The sequence below is a fragment of the Phycisphaerae bacterium genome (assembly GCA_035384605.1).
Classification (GTDB): domain Bacteria; phylum Planctomycetota; class Phycisphaerae; order UBA1845; family PWPN01; genus JAUCQB01.
Window position 1 is genome coordinate 11899 of sequence record DAOOIV010000059.1, and the last position, 20967, is coordinate 32865.

Annotated in this window: 17 protein-coding genes; 1 reads left to right on the plus strand and 16 read right to left on the minus strand. The window is 58.8% G+C overall.

Translation table 11 applies throughout. The features are described from left to right. Positions 1–32: 32 nt before the first annotated feature. From PLL20_13450 to PLL20_13525, 16 genes are all read right to left on the minus strand, one after another. Positions 33–1139, minus strand: coding sequence for a DegT/DnrJ/EryC1/StrS family aminotransferase (locus PLL20_13450; GenBank protein HPD30997.1), 1107 nt, complete (start codon positions 1137–1139; stop codon positions 33–35). Between the two features lie 60 nt (positions 1140–1199). Continuing rightward, positions 1200–1886: an acyltransferase gene (locus PLL20_13455; GenBank protein ID HPD30998.1), complete on the minus strand. Its 687-nt coding sequence runs from the start codon at positions 1884–1886 to the stop codon at positions 1200–1202. 14 nt (positions 1887–1900) lie between these two features. Further along, positions 1901–2839 carry a Gfo/Idh/MocA family oxidoreductase gene (locus PLL20_13460; GenBank protein ID HPD30999.1) on the minus strand — a complete coding sequence of 313 codons (939 nt, stop codon included), beginning with the start codon at positions 2837–2839 and terminating at the stop codon, positions 1901–1903. Positions 2840–2978: 139 nt separating this feature from the next. Next, on the minus strand, positions 2979–4013 hold the full coding sequence (locus PLL20_13465) for a glycosyltransferase family 2 protein (protein ID HPD31000.1): 1035 nt from the start codon (positions 4011–4013) through the stop codon (positions 2979–2981). Positions 4014–4110: 97 nt separating this feature from the next. Beyond that, positions 4111–5145 carry a glycosyltransferase family 4 protein gene (locus PLL20_13470; GenBank protein ID HPD31001.1) on the minus strand — a complete coding sequence of 345 codons (1035 nt, stop codon included), beginning with the start codon at positions 5143–5145 and terminating at the stop codon, positions 4111–4113. A 90-nt stretch (positions 5146–5235) separates the two neighbouring features. Then, positions 5236–6621 carry a hypothetical protein gene (locus tag PLL20_13475; GenBank protein ID HPD31002.1) on the minus strand — a complete coding sequence of 462 codons (1386 nt, stop codon included), beginning with the start codon at positions 6619–6621 and terminating at the stop codon, positions 5236–5238. Between the two features lie 344 nt (positions 6622–6965). Next, positions 6966–8843 (minus strand): hypothetical protein, encoded by a 1878-nt coding sequence (locus PLL20_13480; protein ID HPD31003.1) that lies wholly within the window; start codon positions 8841–8843, stop codon positions 6966–6968. A gap of 66 nt (positions 8844–8909) precedes the next feature. Beyond that, positions 8910–10337: a hypothetical protein gene (locus tag PLL20_13485; protein HPD31004.1), complete on the minus strand. Its 1428-nt coding sequence runs from the start codon at positions 10335–10337 to the stop codon at positions 8910–8912. Next, positions 10334–11530: a glycosyltransferase family 4 protein gene (locus PLL20_13490; GenBank protein HPD31005.1), complete on the minus strand. Its 1197-nt coding sequence runs from the start codon at positions 11528–11530 to the stop codon at positions 10334–10336. Before PLL20_13490 ends, PLL20_13485 begins: the two co-directional genes overlap by 4 nt. Positions 11531–11533: 3 nt before the next feature. Continuing rightward, positions 11534–12646, minus strand: coding sequence for a glycosyltransferase (locus PLL20_13495; GenBank protein HPD31006.1), 1113 nt, complete (start codon positions 12644–12646; stop codon positions 11534–11536). A gap of 178 nt (positions 12647–12824) precedes the next feature. Further along, positions 12825–14135 carry a hypothetical protein gene (locus tag PLL20_13500; GenBank protein ID HPD31007.1) on the minus strand — a complete coding sequence of 437 codons (1311 nt, stop codon included), beginning with the start codon at positions 14133–14135 and terminating at the stop codon, positions 12825–12827. A 36-nt stretch (positions 14136–14171) separates the two neighbouring features. Further along, positions 14172–15311, minus strand: a complete 1140-nt coding sequence (locus PLL20_13505) for a glycosyltransferase family 4 protein (GenBank protein HPD31008.1) — start codon at positions 15309–15311, stop codon at positions 14172–14174. 2 nt (positions 15312–15313) lie between these two features. Further along, positions 15314–16366, minus strand: a complete 1053-nt coding sequence (locus tag PLL20_13510) for a glycosyltransferase family 4 protein (GenBank protein ID HPD31009.1) — start codon at positions 16364–16366, stop codon at positions 15314–15316. A gap of 93 nt (positions 16367–16459) precedes the next feature. Further along, positions 16460–17302 (minus strand): DUF2334 domain-containing protein, encoded by an 843-nt coding sequence (locus tag PLL20_13515; GenBank protein ID HPD31010.1) that lies wholly within the window; start codon positions 17300–17302, stop codon positions 16460–16462. Between the two features lie 23 nt (positions 17303–17325). Beyond that, positions 17326–19155, minus strand: a complete 1830-nt coding sequence (locus PLL20_13520; GenBank protein ID HPD31011.1) for an asparagine synthase-related protein — start codon at positions 19153–19155, stop codon at positions 17326–17328. Positions 19156–19260: 105 nt separating this feature from the next. Beyond that, a protein-coding gene (locus PLL20_13525; GenBank protein HPD31012.1) for an IS5 family transposase occupies positions 19261–20012 on the minus strand; the annotation gives its coding sequence in 2 pieces (ribosomal slippage) (positions 19261–19692 and positions 19695–20012; 750 coding nt in all). Between the two features lie 191 nt (positions 20013–20203). On the opposite strand from PLL20_13525, the gene PLL20_13530 reads away from it, so the two are divergent. Beyond that, positions 20204–20527 carry a hypothetical protein gene (locus tag PLL20_13530; GenBank protein ID HPD31013.1) on the plus strand — a complete coding sequence of 108 codons (324 nt, stop codon included), beginning with the start codon at positions 20204–20206 and terminating at the stop codon, positions 20525–20527. The last annotated feature ends 440 nt before the right edge of the window (positions 20528–20967 follow it).

The window sequence follows — 20967 nt, forward strand, 5'->3', positions numbered from 1 at the left end:
ATCATAATGTGGGCCATTCATCGAGCAGCCCTTCACCCTCGCTCGACGAAATCGAGCACGGTGTTGGCGACATAACTGATCTGTTCCTCAGTCAGTTCCGGATAGATGGGCAGCGACAGAACTTCCAGAGAAGCCTTTTCAGATTCCGGGAAGTCGCCTCTCTTGTATCCCAGGCAGGCAAAGCATTCCTGCAAATGCGCGGGAACCGGATAGTAGACCTCACAGCCAATCTCATGCGCCCTGAGGTGTTGCACCATCTCGTCTCGCTTCGGCATACGGATGGTGTACTGATTGAAAATCGACACACAATCAGGATTCACGTACGGCGTTTGCACCACTGACCCTGCGAAGGCGCGCGTGTACAGCAACGCATTCCGCCTCCTGGCCTCCGACCAGGCATTCAGATGCGGCAGTTTGACCAGCAGCGCCGCAGCTTGAATCGGATCAAGCCGGAAGTTGCCGCCGATATACTTGTGATAGTACTTAGGTTGGCTGCCATGATTTCGCATGACCATCAGGCGATTGAACAAGGCCTCATCATTGGTCACGCACATGCCGCCATCGCCGATGCCGCCCAGATTCTTGCTCGGGAAAAAGCTGAAACACCCGACGGTGCCGATGCTTCCGGCCTTGCGTCCCTTATAGGTGGCGGTAATCGATTGCGCTGCATCTTCAATAACGTGCAGGTTGTGGCGCCGAGCGATGTCAATAATCGGATCCATGTCCGCCATCTGACCGAAGAGGTGTACCGGGATGATGGCTTTTGTCCGCGGTGTGACGACTTCTTCGATCAGGGCAGGGCTGATGTTGTACGTCTGCGGGTCAATGTCCACGAGTACAGGTCTGGCACCCGTTCTGGCGATGCAGCCGACGGTAGCGAAAAAGGTGAACGGCGTCGTGATGACTTCGTCGCCAGGGCCGATCTCCAGGCTCATGAGGCTGCAGAGGATGGCATCCGTGCCGCTGGAGGTCCCGACGGCGAACCGGCAGTCGCTGGCGGCAGCAATGGCCTTCTCAAGCTCGGCGACCTTGGGGCCGCCGATGCATATCTGGGAATCAAGCACTTCCGAAACCGCAGCCAGGATTTCGTCCTTGATCTTCGCGTACTGCGCCCGCAAATCCAATAGTGGAACCTGCATCAGTCACCCGCATGTGAAAGCATAACTGGAACGTAGCAGCCGTTCACAAATCAGACGCCTCTATGGCCGGTACGACCGGTACGACCGCGTGCCCACGGACTTATCGGCCGGAAGGGGCGTCTCCTCGTCCAGGTCAAGGCAGCGGAGCACGCCCGCAGAAGTCTCCTGGTACCGGTAGCCGCTCTCCGGGCACGTCATGATGCCATTCGCATCGGCCGGCGAAAGTGGGACACCGTGCCGGCTCACCCACCCTTTTTGACGAGCGGGCACGCCGACCATCAATGCATAGTCCGGGACATCACGCGTCACCACCGATCCTGCCCCCACAAAACAATACCGGCCCAGTGTCACGCCACATACAACCGTCGCATTGGCTCCGACCGTGGCTCCTCGCCTGACCAAGGTGCGCTCATACAGGCTCTGACGGTTCACCTGGGACCGCGGGTTGCTCACGTTCGTCAGCACGCAGGAAGGCCCGAGGAAGACGTCGTCTTCCACGATCACACCGGTGTATAGCGAGACGTTGTTCTGGATCTTGACGTTGTCGCCGATCTCGACACCTGCTGCAACGAACACATTCTGCCCCAGATTGCAGTTCCGTCCTATACGACAGCCTTTCATAAGGTGAGAGAAGTGCCATATGCGGCTGCCTTGGCCCACCACCGCACCGTCGTCGACGTAGCTGCTCTCATGGACGAAGAAACTGCCGCGCTCACCAGCCTGTTCGCGCATGCCGCTGCCAGACATTCGAACACCCCTTACTATCGTTTGAGCATCGGGTGATACTCGCCCACCAGCCCCACCGGCTTGGCATGTCTGATGGCAGAAACGATCTCGATCGAAGGGACCACTTCCTCAGGACGAAAACCTCTGCCTTCCAGGATCTGTGCATAGCTCACGGTGTGAAGGTCGCGAAACCCTTCGGAGAACTCGACTTCCGCGCCGTCCACGGTGATGGACCGGTACGTCGCCGGCTTGCCAGCCGCCGGCGGCTCGGGCAGATCCCTCCGATCAATCGAGAGGAACCATCGCACACGAGCCCGGGCCAATTCCAGACAGCCCGCCATGCGCTTCGGCTCAGAGATATGGACAATGCTGCTCCTGGGTTCGCCAAAAATCCACGACAACATGTCAAAGAAATGGACCCCGATATTGGTGGCCACGCCTCCGGACTTGGCCACGTCAGCCTTCCACGAGGCCATATACCAGTGGCCGCGGGAGGTCACGTAGGTCAAATCGACATCGAACATCTTGTCCTTCGGTGCCGACAGAATGCGATCCCTGAGCCCCGCGATCGCCGGATGCAGCCGCAACTGCAAGATCGTATTCACCTGGCGGTTGGCCTCAGCCGCCAGTTCAGCGAGCGCGGTCGCGTTCCACGGGTTCAGAACGAGCGGCTTCTCGCAAACGGCGTGCGCGCCGACCCTGAGAGCGAAACGGACATGGGCGTCATGAAGGTAGTTTGGCGAGCAGATCGACACATAGTCCACTCCCTCGCCTTTGCGTCTGAGCAACTCGATATGCCGGTCGAACCGCTCGAATTCAGTGAAGAAATCCGCATCAGGGAAGTACGAGTCGAGTATGCCCACCGAATCGCTCTTGTCCAGGGCCGCCACGAGGACGTTGCCCGTTTCCTTGATCGCCTTCATATGACGCGGCGCGATGTAACCGGCCGCTCCGATAAGAGCAAAGCGTTTCATTCTCACACCTTGTGGTCAGAGGCCGTTATTCGGCCGTCCACTACCTGAAGGCCCTCTCATTCGGAAGCCTCCCTTGCAGACACACGTCCGCGCCCTCGGCACGCACGCCTCAATTCATGCACGAAGGCTCCGAGCGATTCTACCGGCTCAGAGACTTGTCTCCGTAGCGGCCACCCCGCTTGCGAATCACAAACAGCCAGATACCTTTCAGAGAGCCTAGACCGTACCCGAAGTGCAGAATCATGAACACGACCGGCGAGAAAAGAGCACAGCGAATGCCCGCCTGCCGTGCGACCTGCCATACACCAACAAGAAGGCCAAGACTGTAGAGCGCGACGTAGGCCGCAAACAGCCAGGTTAAAGGTCGCCAGACAGCGGCGCCGACAAGGCAGGCGACGAGGCCCACCACGAACAGTAGCGGCGCGACCTGCCGAACCGTCGCCGGCTGTCCCAGTTTCTGGATGGTGCGGATGCGCCACGTCCCGTACTGGAAATACTGGCGCCAAAGCTTACCAAGGCTGGTTCGCGGGTAGTACCGGCTACGGATAAGCGGCGTGAGCCATATCTTGCCGCCTTGCCGAATCAGGCGGGCGTTGAACTCGTCATCCTGATTGCGAACGAGTTCCTCGTCAAACAAGCCGATCTTGTCAAACACCCAGCGCCAGTACGAGGCGAAGGTGGCCGTATCGACATAGCCCTCGTATCCGCCGAGCCGAAACATGGCGTTTCCAACACCGACCGGGGTGCTCATGGCGGCGGCCGTAACCTTCCCCACATAAGTTTCGCTGACCGTCTCTATCGGTCCGCCTACGCACCAGCAATCAGCATGAGCTTTAAGCGTTTCGACCGACTGCCTCAGGAAATCCGGGGCATACTCGGCGTGCCCCCCTAGCCAAGTGATTACCTGCCCTCTGGCCGCGCGTATGCCTGCATTGAGTCCGCATGCCACAATGCGCCCCTCATTATCTAACAGCCTGATCCTCGCATCCCGCGCTGACAGCCGCTGCACGATCTCACGCGTTCCATCGTCGCTCATTCCGTCGACAACCAGGACTTCCATCAGGTCGCGAGGGTAGTCTCCGTCAAGAATGCTGCTCAGGCATCGTTCAATGAAGTCCGCCTCATTGCGCACGGCGACAATCACAGACACAAACGGATTCTCTTGAACCGTCACTCAACCTCCTTCAGTGTCTCCGTGTCGCCCATCGCGATCGCCAATACACACGCCGCGCTTCCGCCCGATAGGTCTCGGGAACGATTCCTTGTGGACCTCACCATCCGCCAACCTCCGCAAAGATTGACTGCCACTGAGGAATGATGCGGGACCAATCACATCGCTCCGCCGTTTGCCGAGCATTCCGCGACAGGGTCTCCGCCGCGGCGGGCTGCCTCAGCAGCCGCCGCACGGCCTCAGCCATGGCAGGAGCATCATCGGGTGGGACAAGTAGCGCATCGTGCCCGTTCTGCACCAAGTACGGTATGCCGCCCACATCTGTACTCACCACACACAGACCACACGCCATGGCTTCAAGGACACTGATCGGCGTATTGTCGATATTCGTCGTGTTCAGGAAAATGTCCGCCCTTTCAAACAGGTCCGGCACCCTCTCTTTCGGCACCTGACCCGGCAACTTCACACGACTCTGAACACCGAGCTCAGCAGCCAGTCTTTCGACCTGCTGCATGCTCCCGTCTCCTTTGTCCGCCCCGGCCATGACCAGTTCAAGGTCGGGCCATTCCACCGAAAGCTCGGCCACCACTCGGACGGCCATGCAGGGATTGTAGGTTTCAGCAAGGCTTCGAAGCCACGCCAGTCGCGGACGCGGGGAGGATCGAAGCCTAAAACGGTATGCAGACAGGTGAATTCCATTCGGCAAAACGCGGATGCCATCCCGGTAGGGCTGCATCTTCTCCTGGAGATACCGCGAAGGTGCAACGACCGTAGAGGCAGATTGCAGGAGGCGGCGCACTCGACCTTTATGGGCAGAGGCGAACAAGGGCAAATCGCCTCCTCGCAACATCAGTATGTATGGCTTTCTAGCTCTTCGCAACGTCCAGCATACGGCCTCCGCCCATATGAAGGCCGGACCACTGAACACATCGACGCAGGCCGCCGCGTACTGATGGCGCGCACGCCATGCCGTCACGATCATGTCTGCCAACCGCGACAACCGACCCTGCTTGTTTGATGTCGTGACGATCTCGAAGCCGGCTTGCGTCAGAAGCGAGGTTAATACGTAACAGGTCGACGGTGGAAGCCCAGCCTCACGCAAGAAAGTGCTGACAACCAGGACTCTCTTCTTCATGCGTCCTGTTCCCTGGGTATGGCGTTGTGGAACCTACTGACCAGCCCTTTGGTGGCCCGGCCAAACGGACGAGAAAACCACGGTTTCGTACTACGGTGAGATGTTGCTCACAATCGACATGAACTTGCCCGATCGGGTCCGCGGTATCTCCTCGACTCTCTCCAAGGACCAGTCAACCGGCTCGTGAATGGCCTTGGCGAAGCTGGATAGAATAAGGTGCTCGTCTTCAGATTCACGAAAGTCCTCGCTCGGCACAAAGCGGATCCTGATCCGATCTTTCGCCTCCTGAACCAGTTGCACCTGCCTGACCCCGTGCAGGTTCTTGACAATCAGGCTGATATGAGGGAAGGCACGGCCGCTTGGTGTTATCAGCACGTCTCCAGTGCGCCCGCGGATCTCGTGAATAATCGGGCCCGGCCGGCCGCATTTGGGGCAGGTCTCCACATCTTCATAATCCACCATGTCTCCGACGCGATACCTGATGAGCGGCCAGGCCTTGTTGAGAAAACCCGTGCAGATGATTTCGGCCAGTTTCCGCGTGCCATCGGCCGCCTGATCCAGAAACTCCATATAGCCGTAAGCTCGGTCATAATGGTAGTAGCCGCACTCATATTGAGTAATACTGCCGCAGCCCTCATCCTGCGAATAGGCATCCCACACCTTTGTTCGAAACACCGATTCAATCACCTCGCGGTAGACAGGAAGAAGCTGCTCGCTCGTTGAGAACACGGCCTTCGGCGCCCACTTGGGATCAATGCCCTTCTCCCGGGCCAGTTTGGCCAGAAGATACAGCGAGTTCGCATAGCCCTGGACGTACACGGGCTTGAAGCGATCCAGATCCTCGATGTACTCGCTGATCGTGTGTTCGCTTAGATGGAAAATGCTGTAGAGCCTCTGGCTGGCCGCCCGATTCATCCGCCAGTATGGTCCTGTCGTCTGTCGCGGCGGGATCAGTTCGAGCCCTTGAAACGTGGCGTAACGATCCCCTAATTGCACACCTGGACGCTGGTATGCCCAGAAGGACGCGTACAGATCGATCATAGCCTCACGATCATGATAGCACGTCAACGGCATCCCCGTGCTGCCTCCGCTGTGCGATACCACGAGTCGCCTGCCCCTGTAGCCCGCGGCGATCAGTGTCTTGCCCGCCCTGCGAACCTCGTCCTTGCACAAGAGAGGCAGCCTGGCCAGATCCTCCAGAGTGCGGAATTCATCGGGCCTGAAGCCAACCTGGTCAAAACGGTGCTGGTAGAACGGAACAGCATCATAGGCAGCCTGCAGCATCTCCCGCACCTTGGCGGCCTGATAGCGCTCGGCCTCGGCTCGCGACCACTTGGCCGCCTCTCGGAAGAAGGCTAACCTCTCCTCAAAGCCCCGGCCATATCGCTGCCATTGCCGCACGGCACCGGAAACCGAACACATCACATTCTGCCAGAACAGCGGTGAATGATCGTATACCCACCGCATCACATTCATTGAACGATCCTGCCTTTGCAAGTGATCCGTGCTCGTTCGCGATACTCCGGCCCCGGGAGCAGGTCCGCACTGTCGTGCATGGTGGTAAGCCCAGTCGCTCGCTTCATTCAGAGCCTCAAGCTGCTGTGGCGAAGGTTCTCGCACGGAACGCCCGGGCACGCAAGAGTCAACCTCAGATAGACTCCGAGACTATTCAGAGCCTGCATCCGTTCGTAACCGTCGCTGCATGACAAGCCTTGTGGAAGTACCATTTGCAGATCATTCGGACCGGGCCGCCGTCGACAACACACCACAATATCCGCAACATCCCGCAGGAATGAGAACGTGACAACCGCCACCAACCGCTACCGCAAAAACAGGTCAGCGGCGTACACACGCAGGAATCCTTTGGAGACATTGTTGGGCACGTCTGCGATCTGGCGATGAACCACTTGATCCGCGACGTCGCGTAAGACACTCTTGTCGAGGAACTGTGTTCTAAGACTATCAATCAATGCCGTAAAAAGCCGGCCATCACGAAGGAATTCGAGATTCATGTATCCCGATGGCCGGATGCCCAGGTTTACTCGCGATCTGGCAACAAGGCGCGTAGCGGCATCGTCAAATACCCGCCGCATCACGCGAGAAGCTTCCTGTAGCAATATTGGAGACCCTGCCGGAACCAACGTCGCCGCCGTCGAATACCGTAATAGAGCAGGCTCCACCCGCCTCAGAATCTCGCGAAAGAGAAGGCAATGGATTTTGTAGCGGTAGGGGACCCAACTACCCAGATAGAAAAACTCCTGATCCGCGAACAGATTGGCCACGTCGACGTAGGCGCGCAAACAACGCAGTTGCGCCGTCATGCGCTGGCCGCCCTTGGTCTCGGTGATGAACGCCTCGATCATCCGCGACGGGTCGTCAATTCCGCGAGCCTCGATCCGCTTCAGGTGAGCCATCACATCTGCGTTGATCTCCTCCGTGATACCGGGCAGGTCGGTAAAGCAAGTGACGTTGGCGGTCCACGGCCGGTTCTTGAACGAAAGCCGCAAATGCCCATGGACCTGTTTGATGCCCCATCCGTGATCGATCAGCAGGCGCGGGCTGACCCGCCCCACATTCAGCAGATGCCCCCCCAAACATGCCAGGTGCCTTAGAGAACTTGAGCCCTTGAGCAACGTTGCCGTGCCAAATCCCCCACCCATTACTTCGCCCCACATTCCTGTGCCGATGCAGTTAATGCCGCGACTCGCCAGCAGGCACGCCGCGCGATGCCAGTAGAACCATTCCAGACTCTCGGAACGGGCGAAATCCCGTGGCATCGCAGCCAATTGAAAGCTGTCCTCCTCGACGGGCTGCAAATGGCAAGGAACCTTCAGACGACGACAGATCTGCAGCCCCAGCGCCAGCTCTCGGCTGGCTGGGTCGCCGTGCAGGTAACCCTGTACATGCGAAGGGCTCAGCTTCTTTCGCATCGCCGCCAGCGCCAGTCTCGAATCCCACCCCCCGGACATCATCAGCGCGTGCCGCAATTCAGGCATACAGGTCCGATCGACTGCCCTACTCAGCGTTTCGCAGGCCTGCTCAACAATCTCCGCAGGGCGCATGTGTGACAGGTCCTTCAGCCAGGCTCGTGAAGTCTCGCGAATTTGCATCCTGCCTGTCGCGGCCTCGTAGATCAGTGCCTGGCCCGGAAGAAGCCCGCGCACCCCCTTGAAATGAGTCCGCCCGTTGACGTGGTACCCGACCCAGCAATACTGAACGACTCCGGCCGGGTCCGGCTCCGCACCGACGGCTCTGCCCAATGGCCGCATCAGGCTTGAGAACAGCAGTCCGCCCTCCACCTCGGCATAATAGAGCGGAAAGCTGGCGCTGTGTTCGGTGATGAGGTAGAGAACCTGACCCTGCTCCGCAAGGATGGCAACATTGCCCTTGGCATGAGGTCGGAGCCCCAATTCCTCCTTTTCAAGGCAATACAGCTCCGGTCGTCCTTCCTCAGCAAACCGGTGGGCGTGAACATAGATCGCCGATTCGCCATCGACCGCGAATTGTACGCCGTCTCGCGTCGTGTGAACGGCCGTCCCCGGCACAAAAGAATGTCCCGCCAGGAAAGCCGTCGGCAGGTTAATCAGTTCGTAATCCCCCCATGTCTCGCGGAATTCCCGCTGCAGCGATTCGAACTGACCTTGGAGCGACGCAGACCTCGCCGACAGAAGCCCAATTCCGCCGATCATGCCGGGCATGAGGTCTCCCTTATGCGCAGCCCCGTGATCAGGAACATCAGAGACTCACCAGGCGACATGAGCCGCTCAACCATCATGTTTGCTCGCCGAGGCCGCCGCTGCCGAAGGCCGAGGAAGCAGCGAGACGACTGCTTGAAACTTGCCTGCCGCTGTCCGCTCGATTGCCGGCACGACCTCCACCCTGATATCGCCGCCGCCGATCCTGTGGGCCAGATTGGCGGCAACAACGCGTCCGTCGTTGTCCGTGTAGTCCTTGGCCGGCACGATGCGGATACGAAACCGATCGAGATCGTCCTGGACCACTTGGGCTTCCACGATCCCTCGAGCCCCCTTGAACACCGGATCGAGTCGTCCGATACGCCGGCCGTCGCGAGTCACCAGCACCGCATCGATTCGCCCCTCGATCTGGCCCAGCATCGGCATTTCGCTGCCGCACCGGCATCGTCCGGGTAGCAGGCATCCCAGGTCGCCGAGCCGATATCGCAGGAACGGCTGCACGTGGTTGACCAGGCTGGTGCAGACCAGTTGGCCGACCTCGCCGGGCAGCACCGGCCGGTCCTGTGCGTCAAGCACCTCGACGATGCCGTACTCCGGGCTCAGGTGGAGGGACCCTTCACGGCACTCGGCGGCGAACACCGCCATCTCGCCGCAACCGTACTGGTCGTAGGTCCAGCAGCAAAACGCCCCGCTGATCGCATCTCGCTGGTACTCCAACAGCGTCTCGGCCGTTGTGAAACAAGCCTTCATTCGCACCGGTTCGAGTTTTTGGTCCACAATGTGCCGGGCAATCGCGTACACGCTCGACGGGTAACCCTCGATGTAATCGGCGGCGAACTCGCGGATAGCATCCACATAAGCGTCCAGATACTGAGGCGCCAGATGCGAGCTCGACATATACAGTTGCCGCCACCGGGCGTTGTAGACCCAGAACGGAGGCCGAGTTCGCCACGGCGGGGCAACCAGGTGCCCCCCGATGCTGACCGATCGATTGACCCGCCTTTGCATCCCGGCAACCGCATGACATCGGGCGTCGAAGTAGGCACAAGCCGTTGCGCTCAGCCGCCGATCGCGATACAGATCCAGCGGAGTGCCGGTCGTCCCTGAAGTGTGCAGGAGGATCAGCGAGGCTCGGTCAAGGGTCTGGTTAAGCAGTTGGGTCGGGAACTCGCGGACAACGTTCTTTTCCAGAATCGGCAGACGCGAAAGGTCCTCGACACCCCTGATGTCCTGAGGTGAGATGCCGGCCTCGGCAAACCGCCGTTGATAGTACGGAACATGCTCACCTGCCAGTTGAACGATCCGCCGCAAAGCCTCGTTCTGATAGGCGGCGAACTGCTCCGCACTCCAGCCATCGCGCTCCCTGATCTCGGACAGTACCGCGTCATACTCGGGTCCATATCGCTGACCGTCGAGCCGGCGGGCGCTCCACGAGGCCATCCACCGCTTCAGGAAATAGGGGGCCAGCCAATAAGCTCGCTGTCCGAGGCCGGTCATCGCCGCCTGTCTGACGTCGCCGTTTCCAGAACATCCCGGTAGAGGCTGACGAACTCCTTCGCCCGCCGGTCCCACGAGAACCGATCCACGATCGTCTGCCGGGCCACCGATCCCAAGCGCCGCCGGGCAGACGCGTCTTGCGTCAAACGGAGAATCGCGGCCGCCAAAGCCCGCGGATCCTTCGGGGGAACAAGAAGCCCGTTGCGGTCATGGTCGATGACGCTCGGCACCCCTCCGACCGGCGTGGCAATGCAGGGCAGACCGTAGGACATCGCCTCAAGCAGACCGAGGGGCATGCCTTCAACATGGCTCGGCAGGACGTAGATGTCTGCGCTCAGATAGGCCTTTTCCTTGGCTTGCCCCTGGACGGCCGGCTCCAGCCGAATCCGATCCTGAAGGCCAAGCTGCCCAATCCGACTCATCAACTCGCCGCCGCAGTCGGGCTCCGGGCCCACGATTCGCGCGCATGCGTTGCTCCGCTCCAGGACGGTGCCCAAGGCCTCCAGCAACTCCCATATGCCCTTGGCCGGCTCGACCCGGTTCAGGAACAGGATCTTCACCGGGGCTTGGCCGCGCTGGGAGCCCGCGGCTTCCTTCACATCCCAGATCGTTCGCTGGGGCACAAAGACGGCGTTCTCGACGACCGTAACCCGATCCGGACGCGAAGAGACGCGGCACAGTGTGCCTTGCATCTCGCGAGAGATCGCGATGACACGATCGGGAACTGCAAGGACCCGGCGGATCGCCTTCTTGCCGAGCCAACCGGCCTGGTCGTAGAACTCGGCGAAAGCGCCGCCATGAACTTGAAGAATGGTGCGGCAGCGACCAAGCCTCGCCAGCAGCACAAGAAACGCCTTCTCGAAGAAGCCTCCCCATGAGTTCGTTCGCACATGCACCAAGACGGGCCGCCACACCACCACCATCGAGGCCACGACGGCTGTCAGAACCGCCGCGTTGATGAGGTTCGCCAGCTTGCGAAGAAAGCCTCGGTAGCGGGATTTCCCGATCAGATCCACGCGAACGTTGCGGATCGCAAATGACCTGGCCACATCGGAACACAGAAACGCCTCTACATTCGTTGCCATCCCGCCAACCGGCGGCGGCAGGGGGCCCACGTGCAGCACGCGGCTCCGATCATCGCTCCCCTGTGAACCGTCACTGCGGGCGGGATGATGGCCCGACAACCGATCCACACGTCATCCTCCCGCCGTCGGACGCGCAGATCCGTTCAAGATCGTCCTGTAATACGACAGCGTGTTTCGCACCATGGCCTCCATCGAAAACGAGCCCTGCGCTCTCTGCCTGGCCCGGTCGCCCATTTCCCTGCCCGGATCCGGCTTCTCGACCAATTCCCGAATCGCCGAGTACACCGCTTCGTCATCACCCGACCTTACGACAAACCCCGTGCTCCCATGATCGATGACCTCTTCGGCCCCGGGGAAATCGGTAGTTACGATCGGCAGGCCCGCGGCCATCGCCTCGAGCAGAGCGTTTGGGAATCCTTCACTCAGGCTGGTGAAACAGAAGAGGTCCGACGAACGCAGAATTCTGGGAATATCGTGGCGAAGCCCAAGGAAGTGCACCGTGTCGTCAAGATCCCATTGGCTTGCTACGGCTCGCAGTTCCGCGTCGAGTTCTCCGTGTCCGACGATCAGGAACCGGACAGGCAGTTGCCCCCGACACCGCCGAGCTGCTCGCAACAGCGTCGGATAATCCTTAACCGGTGTGAGCCGGGCTACGGTCACAACCAGCTTGCGATCGTCGGGCAGCCCCAGTTCACTGAGCAGCGCCGCCCGGTCTGAGGGAACCTGGTAGCGCGAGGCGTCGACGCCGTTGTAGACCACATGAAACTTCGCGGCCACAAGGTGCAACTGCTCGGCAATGATCCGCGCGCAGGCCCGGCTGTTCGACATATAGTGAACGCGGCGCCCGGTCAGTCTCTCGTTCAACCGCTGCATGTACACCCGGGACAGTCTCGTGCCCCGGTAAACCACGATGATGTTCCTCGCACCGGCCAGCATCGCCGCGAACCGCCCCCAGACCGCTCCGCTGCCCATCCAGCAGTGCACGACATCCGGCCGTGCCGCTCGGATCATCGCCGCCAGGTCCCGGATGAAACGCCACGGCCGTGCCCTATTGCGAGGCACGCGCGCCGGCGCTACGCCCAGACGCTGATATGCGGCCATCTGATCCGTGTCTCGGGCATCGTTGTAGTACAACACTTGATGCTCGACCACAGCACGGTCCGATCGCACGATCAACTCAAGGAGCTGCCGCTCGGCGCCGCCAACCCCGATTTGAGGGATCACGTGGAGAATACGGAGGGGAGTCAATCGAATTCGTTGCCTCGTGCTGACTTACAGCGGGGTCTCCGCTCGCCGATACGCAGGCCCGTTCGTGGCGGGTGAATCTCGCCGAGCCACCGGATGCCACTGGAGGCTGTCCACCAGCGCGCGCAATTGACCTAAAGAAGAAGTCATTCGCTTCTCAGCCAAGTCCAGCAGACTGCCTGTCGGGCCAACCGGCTTGCCCCACCCAGACGTCACGCGGCAGGCGAACAGCGTACTTCTCAATCAGACCTACTGCATACATGCTGGAAAGAAAAACGAACCCTTGGTTGCTGAGCAGGTGCGACATGAGCGTCATCCCAAACAGAGCAACAACTTCCAGCCGCAGATCCATCCGTAATTCGCTCCGGAAACACACACGAGTTGTACGAATAGCCATCGCCAGCATCCAGGCCAAGTAGCTGACGGCCGCGAGGCCGCCATATGCGAATTGAGTGTAGAGATAGGTATTATGCGGTGTTACTCCTGTCACAACGGACTTGGTCCCCGCGATCCCTTGTCCAAACAGGTATGTCTCAGCCAGTTGCTCAAGCGTTGCTTCGTTGTAGACCGCCAGTCGCACTCGACTGCTGCCATCGCCTTTCATCCTTGCCTTCAGGAACTCCATGGGGTCAGCCAACAAGAATGAAAGCTGCGACAGTAATATGATGCCGAAGACAACCATGACGATACCACCGATCCTCGCCCCCCTGGCCAACATAATGGCGACCGCTAGCATGGCCAGACCGCAGCCAACAGCCGTGATCGCGCCACGGGAAACAGTCCGAACAGTGATAACAAGAAGAACTAAGGCCAGCGCCCACAATAGCGGCCGCACAGATCTTATGCTGCGAAGCGACCAGAACAGGACGGCAACCGCAAAGGTTCCCACCATGTAGGCCAAATCGTTGGCGTTGCCAAAGGACGAACCCACACCATACCTTTCCAATCGCAAGCGCCTGCCTGAGCTCCCGCCCTGCAGTTCGCCGGAGAAGTAAACACAAAACACGAGCACAATTGCAAAAAACAACAGCAACCGCTTTTGTGTCCCCGGATTCCGAACGAGGTAACAGATAACCAGCGACTGACACGCCCACAGAAAGAGCTGATTCAACCCCTCTCCAATAATGGGTATCTCGCCCCGTATGCCTTGCGAGAGCGTCGCGAAAACGTTGATGAGTACGGCACACCACACTGTCAACGGGATACGTTCACGTTGTGCCAGCATGATGGTCAGACAGACCGCGCCGGCCATGACCACAAGCGCTCCGCCGAAATACGGCAGCATGGCGGCACCTGTCTTATATACGAAGACACTATTCACGACAGACAAATAGTAGAACAGTTCGACGCATTTTCGCCCCAGAGAAGGGGGCTGATCGTATGCCGACGCCGCAGAAATCGGGCGCGGTGCAAAAGGCGCAACCCAGACCCGTTCTTGCGCATAGACCATGCTGTTAGGATTGATCATTGTACACTCCGACCTCGCCGTTTCGGCTTCTCTCCCCTAGGCTGTCTCAGCATTGCTCTTGACACAATCGATGTACATGCGGCTGATGTGTCTCCAATCATAGCGTTCAGCCAGTTCCCGACTGGCCTGGCCCATTTGATGACGCACGCCGGCATCAGCCGTAAGTCTGCCAAGTGCTTCGGCCATCTGACCTGGTTGTCTCGGCTCTACGATTATTCCATTGACATTCGTCTTGACGGCATCTTGGCTGCCGCTGATATTCGTCACTACGGCAGGCAATCCAGCAGCCATCGCCTCGATGACCACCAACGGAAACATCTCCCATATTGAAGGGGAGAAGAAGACGTCCGCTTGCTGGTATGCCCCAATGAGTTCGATCCCATGGAGTCCCTCGCACAGACGCACGCGAGTCGACACACCCAATTCTTCCGCTAGGCGCTGCCAACACGCCGTGCCACGCCCGAGAATCACGTAGTACACACCTCTTGTCCCGGCTGCCAGTTGGGCGAAGGCACGAAGACCGGTTTCATAATCTTTTTGCTGGTGCTGACGACCAACAGTGAGGACGACAATGGCGTCGCGAGGCAACTGAAGCTTCTTTCGAAGGTCGAACGTGGCCTTTTCTTGAAACTTGCCCCACTCGACGCCGTTCGGGATATCCACGATCTTGTTTGACACGACTCCCAGCTCCTCCATTAGCTTTCTTGCATGTGTGCTGATGGCAACGGACCGCGTCAACGAATTGAGCGCTCTTGCGAGTATCGAATCGATGCCGTGAACGGACCGATACCCCCAGTCAAACTTGGTGAGTTCACGCCCGTGGCAGGTTACCAGAGTTGTGGGCAATCGTGAGATGCGGCTCAGCCACACCCCTGTGGGGTATCCGAAGTGGGCCGAGATGAAGTCTGGCTTATAATCAGAAATAAGGCGGTCCAGCTGCCTCGTCGCGTATCCGGAGAAGGGAAACCGGTGATAGCCAAATCGCGTCGAACCACGAAGTATGGTGAATCGCTTCACGTTATAAGAGGTCTCGTTTTCGGGAGGCTGGTCACTAATAGCGTTCATCACGCAGACTTCGTGTCCGTTCATTGACCAGTTCCGCGCCAAATGATGAGCAACGAACTCAGCCCCGCCGATTGATGGTAGAAACGAAGGAGACACCACTGCAATTCTCATATTCAGGCCTTCCTGCAGAGACTCTCGTAGTAATCCAGCAGTTTGCGGGCACTCGATTTCCAACTGTACTGTTCCTCGATCACTCGACGGTTGTTCTCGCCAGTACGTCTGCGTTCCTCGACTTGCTCTTGCCAGCGAAGCATCTCGTCCGCAAGCCCCTGTACGTCGCCGGGTTCCACGAGACTTCCCGCCTGATGCTGTTCAACAAAACGGGGTAAATGACCCACTCGCGACAAAATGAGCGGTAATCCGGAGCTCATCGCCTCAAGAGCGACAAGGCTAAACGACTCGTAAAGGCTGACCAAAACAAAGCAGTCGGCTGCCTGGTATTGCTGCGCCAGATCCGCCCCATGAAGGAAGCCAGGTAGTCTCACGCTATCAGCAATTCCCAATTCGGCAATCCTCTTTCGGATACCCGGCAACGAGTCGCCGTCTCCCACTATCGAGAGTCGCAGACCGTGGCTCCGTCTTCTTGCCTCTGCAAAGCCGCTCAGAAGGAACTCAAGGTTCTTAACGGGAACGCAACGGCCCACAAAGATGAATTCGCAACGATCACGGAGATACTCCCGACGAACAGGCGGGCGGAATAACTCCGTATCGCAACCGGCGACTATATGAGCCGGATTCAATCCGCATCGCTTCGCCGCTTCGTACGATTCGCCATGCGAAAAACTACCGCTGCAACGAACGGCCCAGCCAGCCATATAACCGGACGGTGGGCCGGTCCATCGGACAACCGCTTTCCTGCCAGCTTCAGTTAGCCGGGCCGCTAGATCGGCCAAGGCGCAAACCTGGAATACGTCGGCTTGCTTGTCCGCAAGCAATCGCTTCAGGGCGGCCATCTGAAACAGGCGGTCATCCATTCTCCGCGCGCGGAGAGAGGCAGCCCGCAAGATTCTCCATGGACTCCCGCTGTATCGATACTCCACATCTCGCAGGTACGGACTGCGAATGTACTCAGTCTCGAACTCATCCAACGGCTGGTCAACACTTGCGACCTTGCGCCCCACCACAAAGCGAACGTCGACTCCGAGACTTCTCAGTGCTCGGGCCATGTTCAAATCAAAAAGCTCCCCCCCGCCGCGGAGTATCCCCATCATTCTATTGACAAACGTGATTCGCACTTCAACCGGCCGCTGCAGAGCGGGTCATGGCCTGTTCACCTCGGCCAGACGTCCCAGTGGGAGGAACTCGATACGGTCGACGTGCTGCTGCGCCTCCTCCCACAACTGTTCCACCATCTCTCGGACAGTGACAGACCCGCATCGGCTGGGGGCATCGAATTCCCAGTAGTGCGTCGCCAAGCAGAACACGCCGCCAGTCTTCAGCACGCTCCTGAAGGCACGCATCACATGGTCAAGGCCAACGGATGGACTGACTGTCAAATGGGGCACCTCGCGATGTCCATCCGGAAAGACGAGCGGCCATGGCCACTCGCACCCATGCTGGCCGTACCACCACCGCCGCTTGAGCCCGAGCCATGCGATCCGCGGATCCCATCCTCGAAAGGACGGGTGGAATGACTGGATACCGCTGATGTGCAGGCCGGCCCTCACGACTGCCCTGTAACCTTCCCAGCTGAGCGCGTTGTGTGGCGGAACGAACACGGTGACAGGCTGTCCCAGAAGGCTTTCTAGATACTGTCTACCGTCGCGGACCTTGCGATCAAGATCTGCGCCGGCAACGAACTCGAATCCTCGCACCTCGTCGCGATGATGGTAACCATGCAGGGTCACATGAATACGTCCATGCGACATGTTCTCCCGAAGAAAGGCCACCAGTTCTCCATTCGAAGCCAGTGGGAACATCCTGTCTCCGCGCCAGTATTCACGCGGCAAGGCTCCAGACTTTGTACAACCGTGGAATGGAACAACTGATAAGGATATGGGACAGATCCTCCAAATGCGCTTGTAGCAACGCTCCAGGTGTTCCGGCCGCGTGAAATACGACGTATCGTCGTCCCGCAACGAGAAGAAGATGCGATCAGTCATCATGGCAACCGCTTATCGGCATCTTAGTCCATGAACCTGCGCATCCACAGCTCAAGCATCGTCATGCGACCGAGGAAACCGGCAAGTCGTTTCTCACCTTCCGCGTATCGGCGCACAAGTTTGGACACTGCCTGACTCTGGACGAAGTCACGTGATCTTGCTTGCGAAGACAGCAATACCGTATCGAACAGATTCGCGAGCCGCCGCTCGATCCACCGCTCCGGAACATCCGCCCGACCATAACCCAATCGCCGGGCTATCCGGTAGGCATACGAGACGAGTTGCCTCCTCAACGGGCTGGCCGTCAATGGTACTCTCATCGCCGAGTTCGGGATGGTCAACAATCCGGCATGATTCCTGGAGACGAGCAAGTTCTGCATGGTAGTCCCCAGCCGCAGCCTGAGGGGAGAACGCAGAATCGCACAAATCACTTTCGGGTCGAGAAAGGGTAGCGAGACAGCCAGTTCGGTGCGGAGACACCTCATGCTTGACATCATCCGCCGCGAAAGGAACTCGGTGATGAATAGAATCGAAACGCATTGGCCGGGGTAGACAGATCCCTCCCACTTCGCATACGACGCGCAGAACGTGCTTCGCGGTCCATCGAGCATGACATCTCGCCAGTCGGCCGCCGAAATAGCACACAAATCGACGCCCTCGCAGGAAGCGATGAGTTGCCTGTACAGATGGTCTCGGACAGCGACATGATCGGAGCCAAGAGCCAATTCAGCAGGAACCGCGAAGGAATAGGCTCGTTCGAGTTTGGTTAGTTCACCACCATGACCTCGGATCACATGGGAAATGCCCAATTCGTGGCGGTACTTGCGAGCCACGTACAACATCATAATATCCAAGAGACTTGCTTCGCCATCGCTCGCCTCCACGACGCCTGAGAGCCAATCAGAAGCCTTCTCCACAAGGTCTGGACCGAAGAGGCATTTGATGTGTTTGTGTCCAACTGACCGACACATCCGGCTCGTCAACTCGAGTTCGATGCCTCCCTGCACGCCATTTGTCACACAAGCGAGATCCAGGCCCTCCCTGTGAGTGATTGCCAAAAGCACTCGCGAATCAAGGCCTGCGGACAGGCAAATTGCTGGCACGTCACCAGCAGCCGCAGCGCCTCTGCACGCCGTTCTAAGCGAGTCGTCAATCTGATCAATAGCAGCAGCGGGATTGGGCTCTTCGTCGCCGCTTGGCAACACGAAGTATCTCCTGACCTCAGATTTGCCTGCTTCTGGCTGAAAATGCAAAGCGCATCCGGCTTCAAGCAATGCAATACCCTTAACAAGCGTCTTGTTACCCATCAGGAAGCCGAACAACAAATACTGCGCAGCGCCCTCCCGATCAAGATGGCGGCCGACCACTGGGCCATCCAGCAGAAGATGAGCTTGAGAGGAGAAAGCAATACCGTGATCAAGGAGGGCATAGTAGAGCGGAAACTGTCCAACGTGATCCCGGGCTAGAACGACCTTGCGCGATCTAATGTCGCCAACAACAGCAAGAAAAGCCCCGTCGAGGTCAGCAAATATGCCATCCCCTTCATCTTCATAGCGTTCGGCAAGCCTCGCAGCGAAATCTCCAACCGCATTTGCCTGGGAGCCTTGCCGGTTGCGGATAGCCCAGGCTCCTGTTGTCACGACGCCGGCAATCGTCAGGCCCGATTGGGATTCAGCCGTGCCAACGCAGACCCCGGACGCGAGCCCATCCCCGAGAACGCACGTGAGCCCGAGCAACTCTTGATTTAAATGTATCCCGGGTCTGGTGCTTGCCCCAGAGGCCAATTGCACGATTGTGAGCCACTGATGCAGGCCGATTTGACCCCGCGATTGACAAGTACCAAGCACAAACATCAGGTCAGCAGCCTCTCGCCCCCAGCGAATGTAAAGAGCACGATGAGTTCTAGCAATTCGTTATAGGTAAGAGAATCGGAGTTCCTGGCTAGGTCGTGTTGACATTCAGGTCATCCAACAAAAGAGGGCGGCGAGTTGGACGAAGCTCATGAAGTTCCGGGCGGTTTTCTCGTAGCGGGTGGCGACGCGACGAAAACGCTTGATCCGATTCACAAATCGCTCCGCCAGGTTGTGTTGCCGGTACTGCTTCCTCAGCACACGTCGCTGGACCGTCCGACCCGCCCGGGAAGGAATCACCGGCGTGCTCCCGCGGTCCTTGATTTCGGCCACCAGTTCGTCGCAATCGTACGCCTTGTCCGCAATCACATAGTCCGGCTTATGGTCAGCCAGCAATCGGTTCGCCTGGGTGATGTCGTGAACCTGGCCCCCCGTCAGCGTCAGTTCCACCGGACGGCCCTGGGCTTCGACGGCCAGGTGCAGCTTGGTGCCGAATCCGCCACGCGACCACCCCAGGGCCTCATCATCGCCCCCTTTTTTCTCGCCCCCGCGGCGTGCTGGTGGGCCCGAATGATAGTCGAGTCGAGCATCAGACGCTCTAAGTCCGGATCCTGCCAGGCCCGCAACAACCGCTGCCATACGCCGCGTTTGGCCCAGCGGTTGAATCGCTGGAAGACGGAGTTCCAGTTCCCAAAACGCTCCGGCAAGTCACGCCAGGGAGCCCCCGTCTTGGCGATCCACAAAACCGCGTTGATGAACCCGCGATTGTCCCGGGCTGTTCGCCCCGGGTCGCTCGGCTTGCCGGGCAACAAATCCTTGATCTTGTTCCATTGCTCGTCGCCGATCTCGTGCCGTCGCATGGCCGCGTTCCTCCCTGAACCAACCAGACGAACCATCCATGGCCCGTGACATCCTTAACAACATCGGCAAAGGCGTCAAAACCGCTACAATGAATGTCAACACGACCTAGTCCCTTCCGTCGCAACTAATATTAGGGACAGTCACCTATTTGATAGGAGTCATAAGGATATTAAAGAAGTATTATGCTGCATTGACGAGTAATGCCGCCGCTACCTACACGGCCAACGACCTGAACCAGTACGCCTCCACGACCTACCCGACCGAGGCGTTTGCCTACGACGATGACGGGAATCTGACGCAGGATGGCACGTTCGACTGCACCTGGGACGCCGGAACCCTTGACGCGACGGCCAACGCCAAGCGTTGGAGCCTCTGGCTCGCGGCGCCGCCGCCCGTCGTGTCAAGGGAGAACCGGCTTAGCCGTCACGCCGCGGACGCTGCCCCCCCGGTCTTGACGAGCCGAGGGGTTTATCCCCTCGGTCCCCCGGTCTTGACGAGCCGAGGGGATAAATAGGGACAGTCACCTATTTACGACGACGGGAACCTGACGCAGGATGGCACGTTCGACTATACCTGGGACGCCGGAACCCTTGGGGATAAATAGGGACAGTCACCTATTATTGACACCGGGTGTGATGGTTTGTAGTGTGGGGGCATGCCAAGAGTTGGACGGACCGCTCGGCCCGGAATCCTTTCCGGGCCGCATCCCCCGCGGAATCCTTTCCGCATTCACGTATGAATGACGATCGGAATCGTCGGCAGAAGGGTCCCAGATGGGAATCTGGGATATTGGATATTAGGGACAGTCACCTATTATTGACACCGGGATATTAGGGACAGTCACCTATTATTGACACCGGGTGTGATGGTTTGTAGTGTGAGAGCATGTCGAGGAATATTAGGTCGTGTTGACATTCAGGTGATCCAACAAAAGAGGGCGGCGAGTTGGACGAA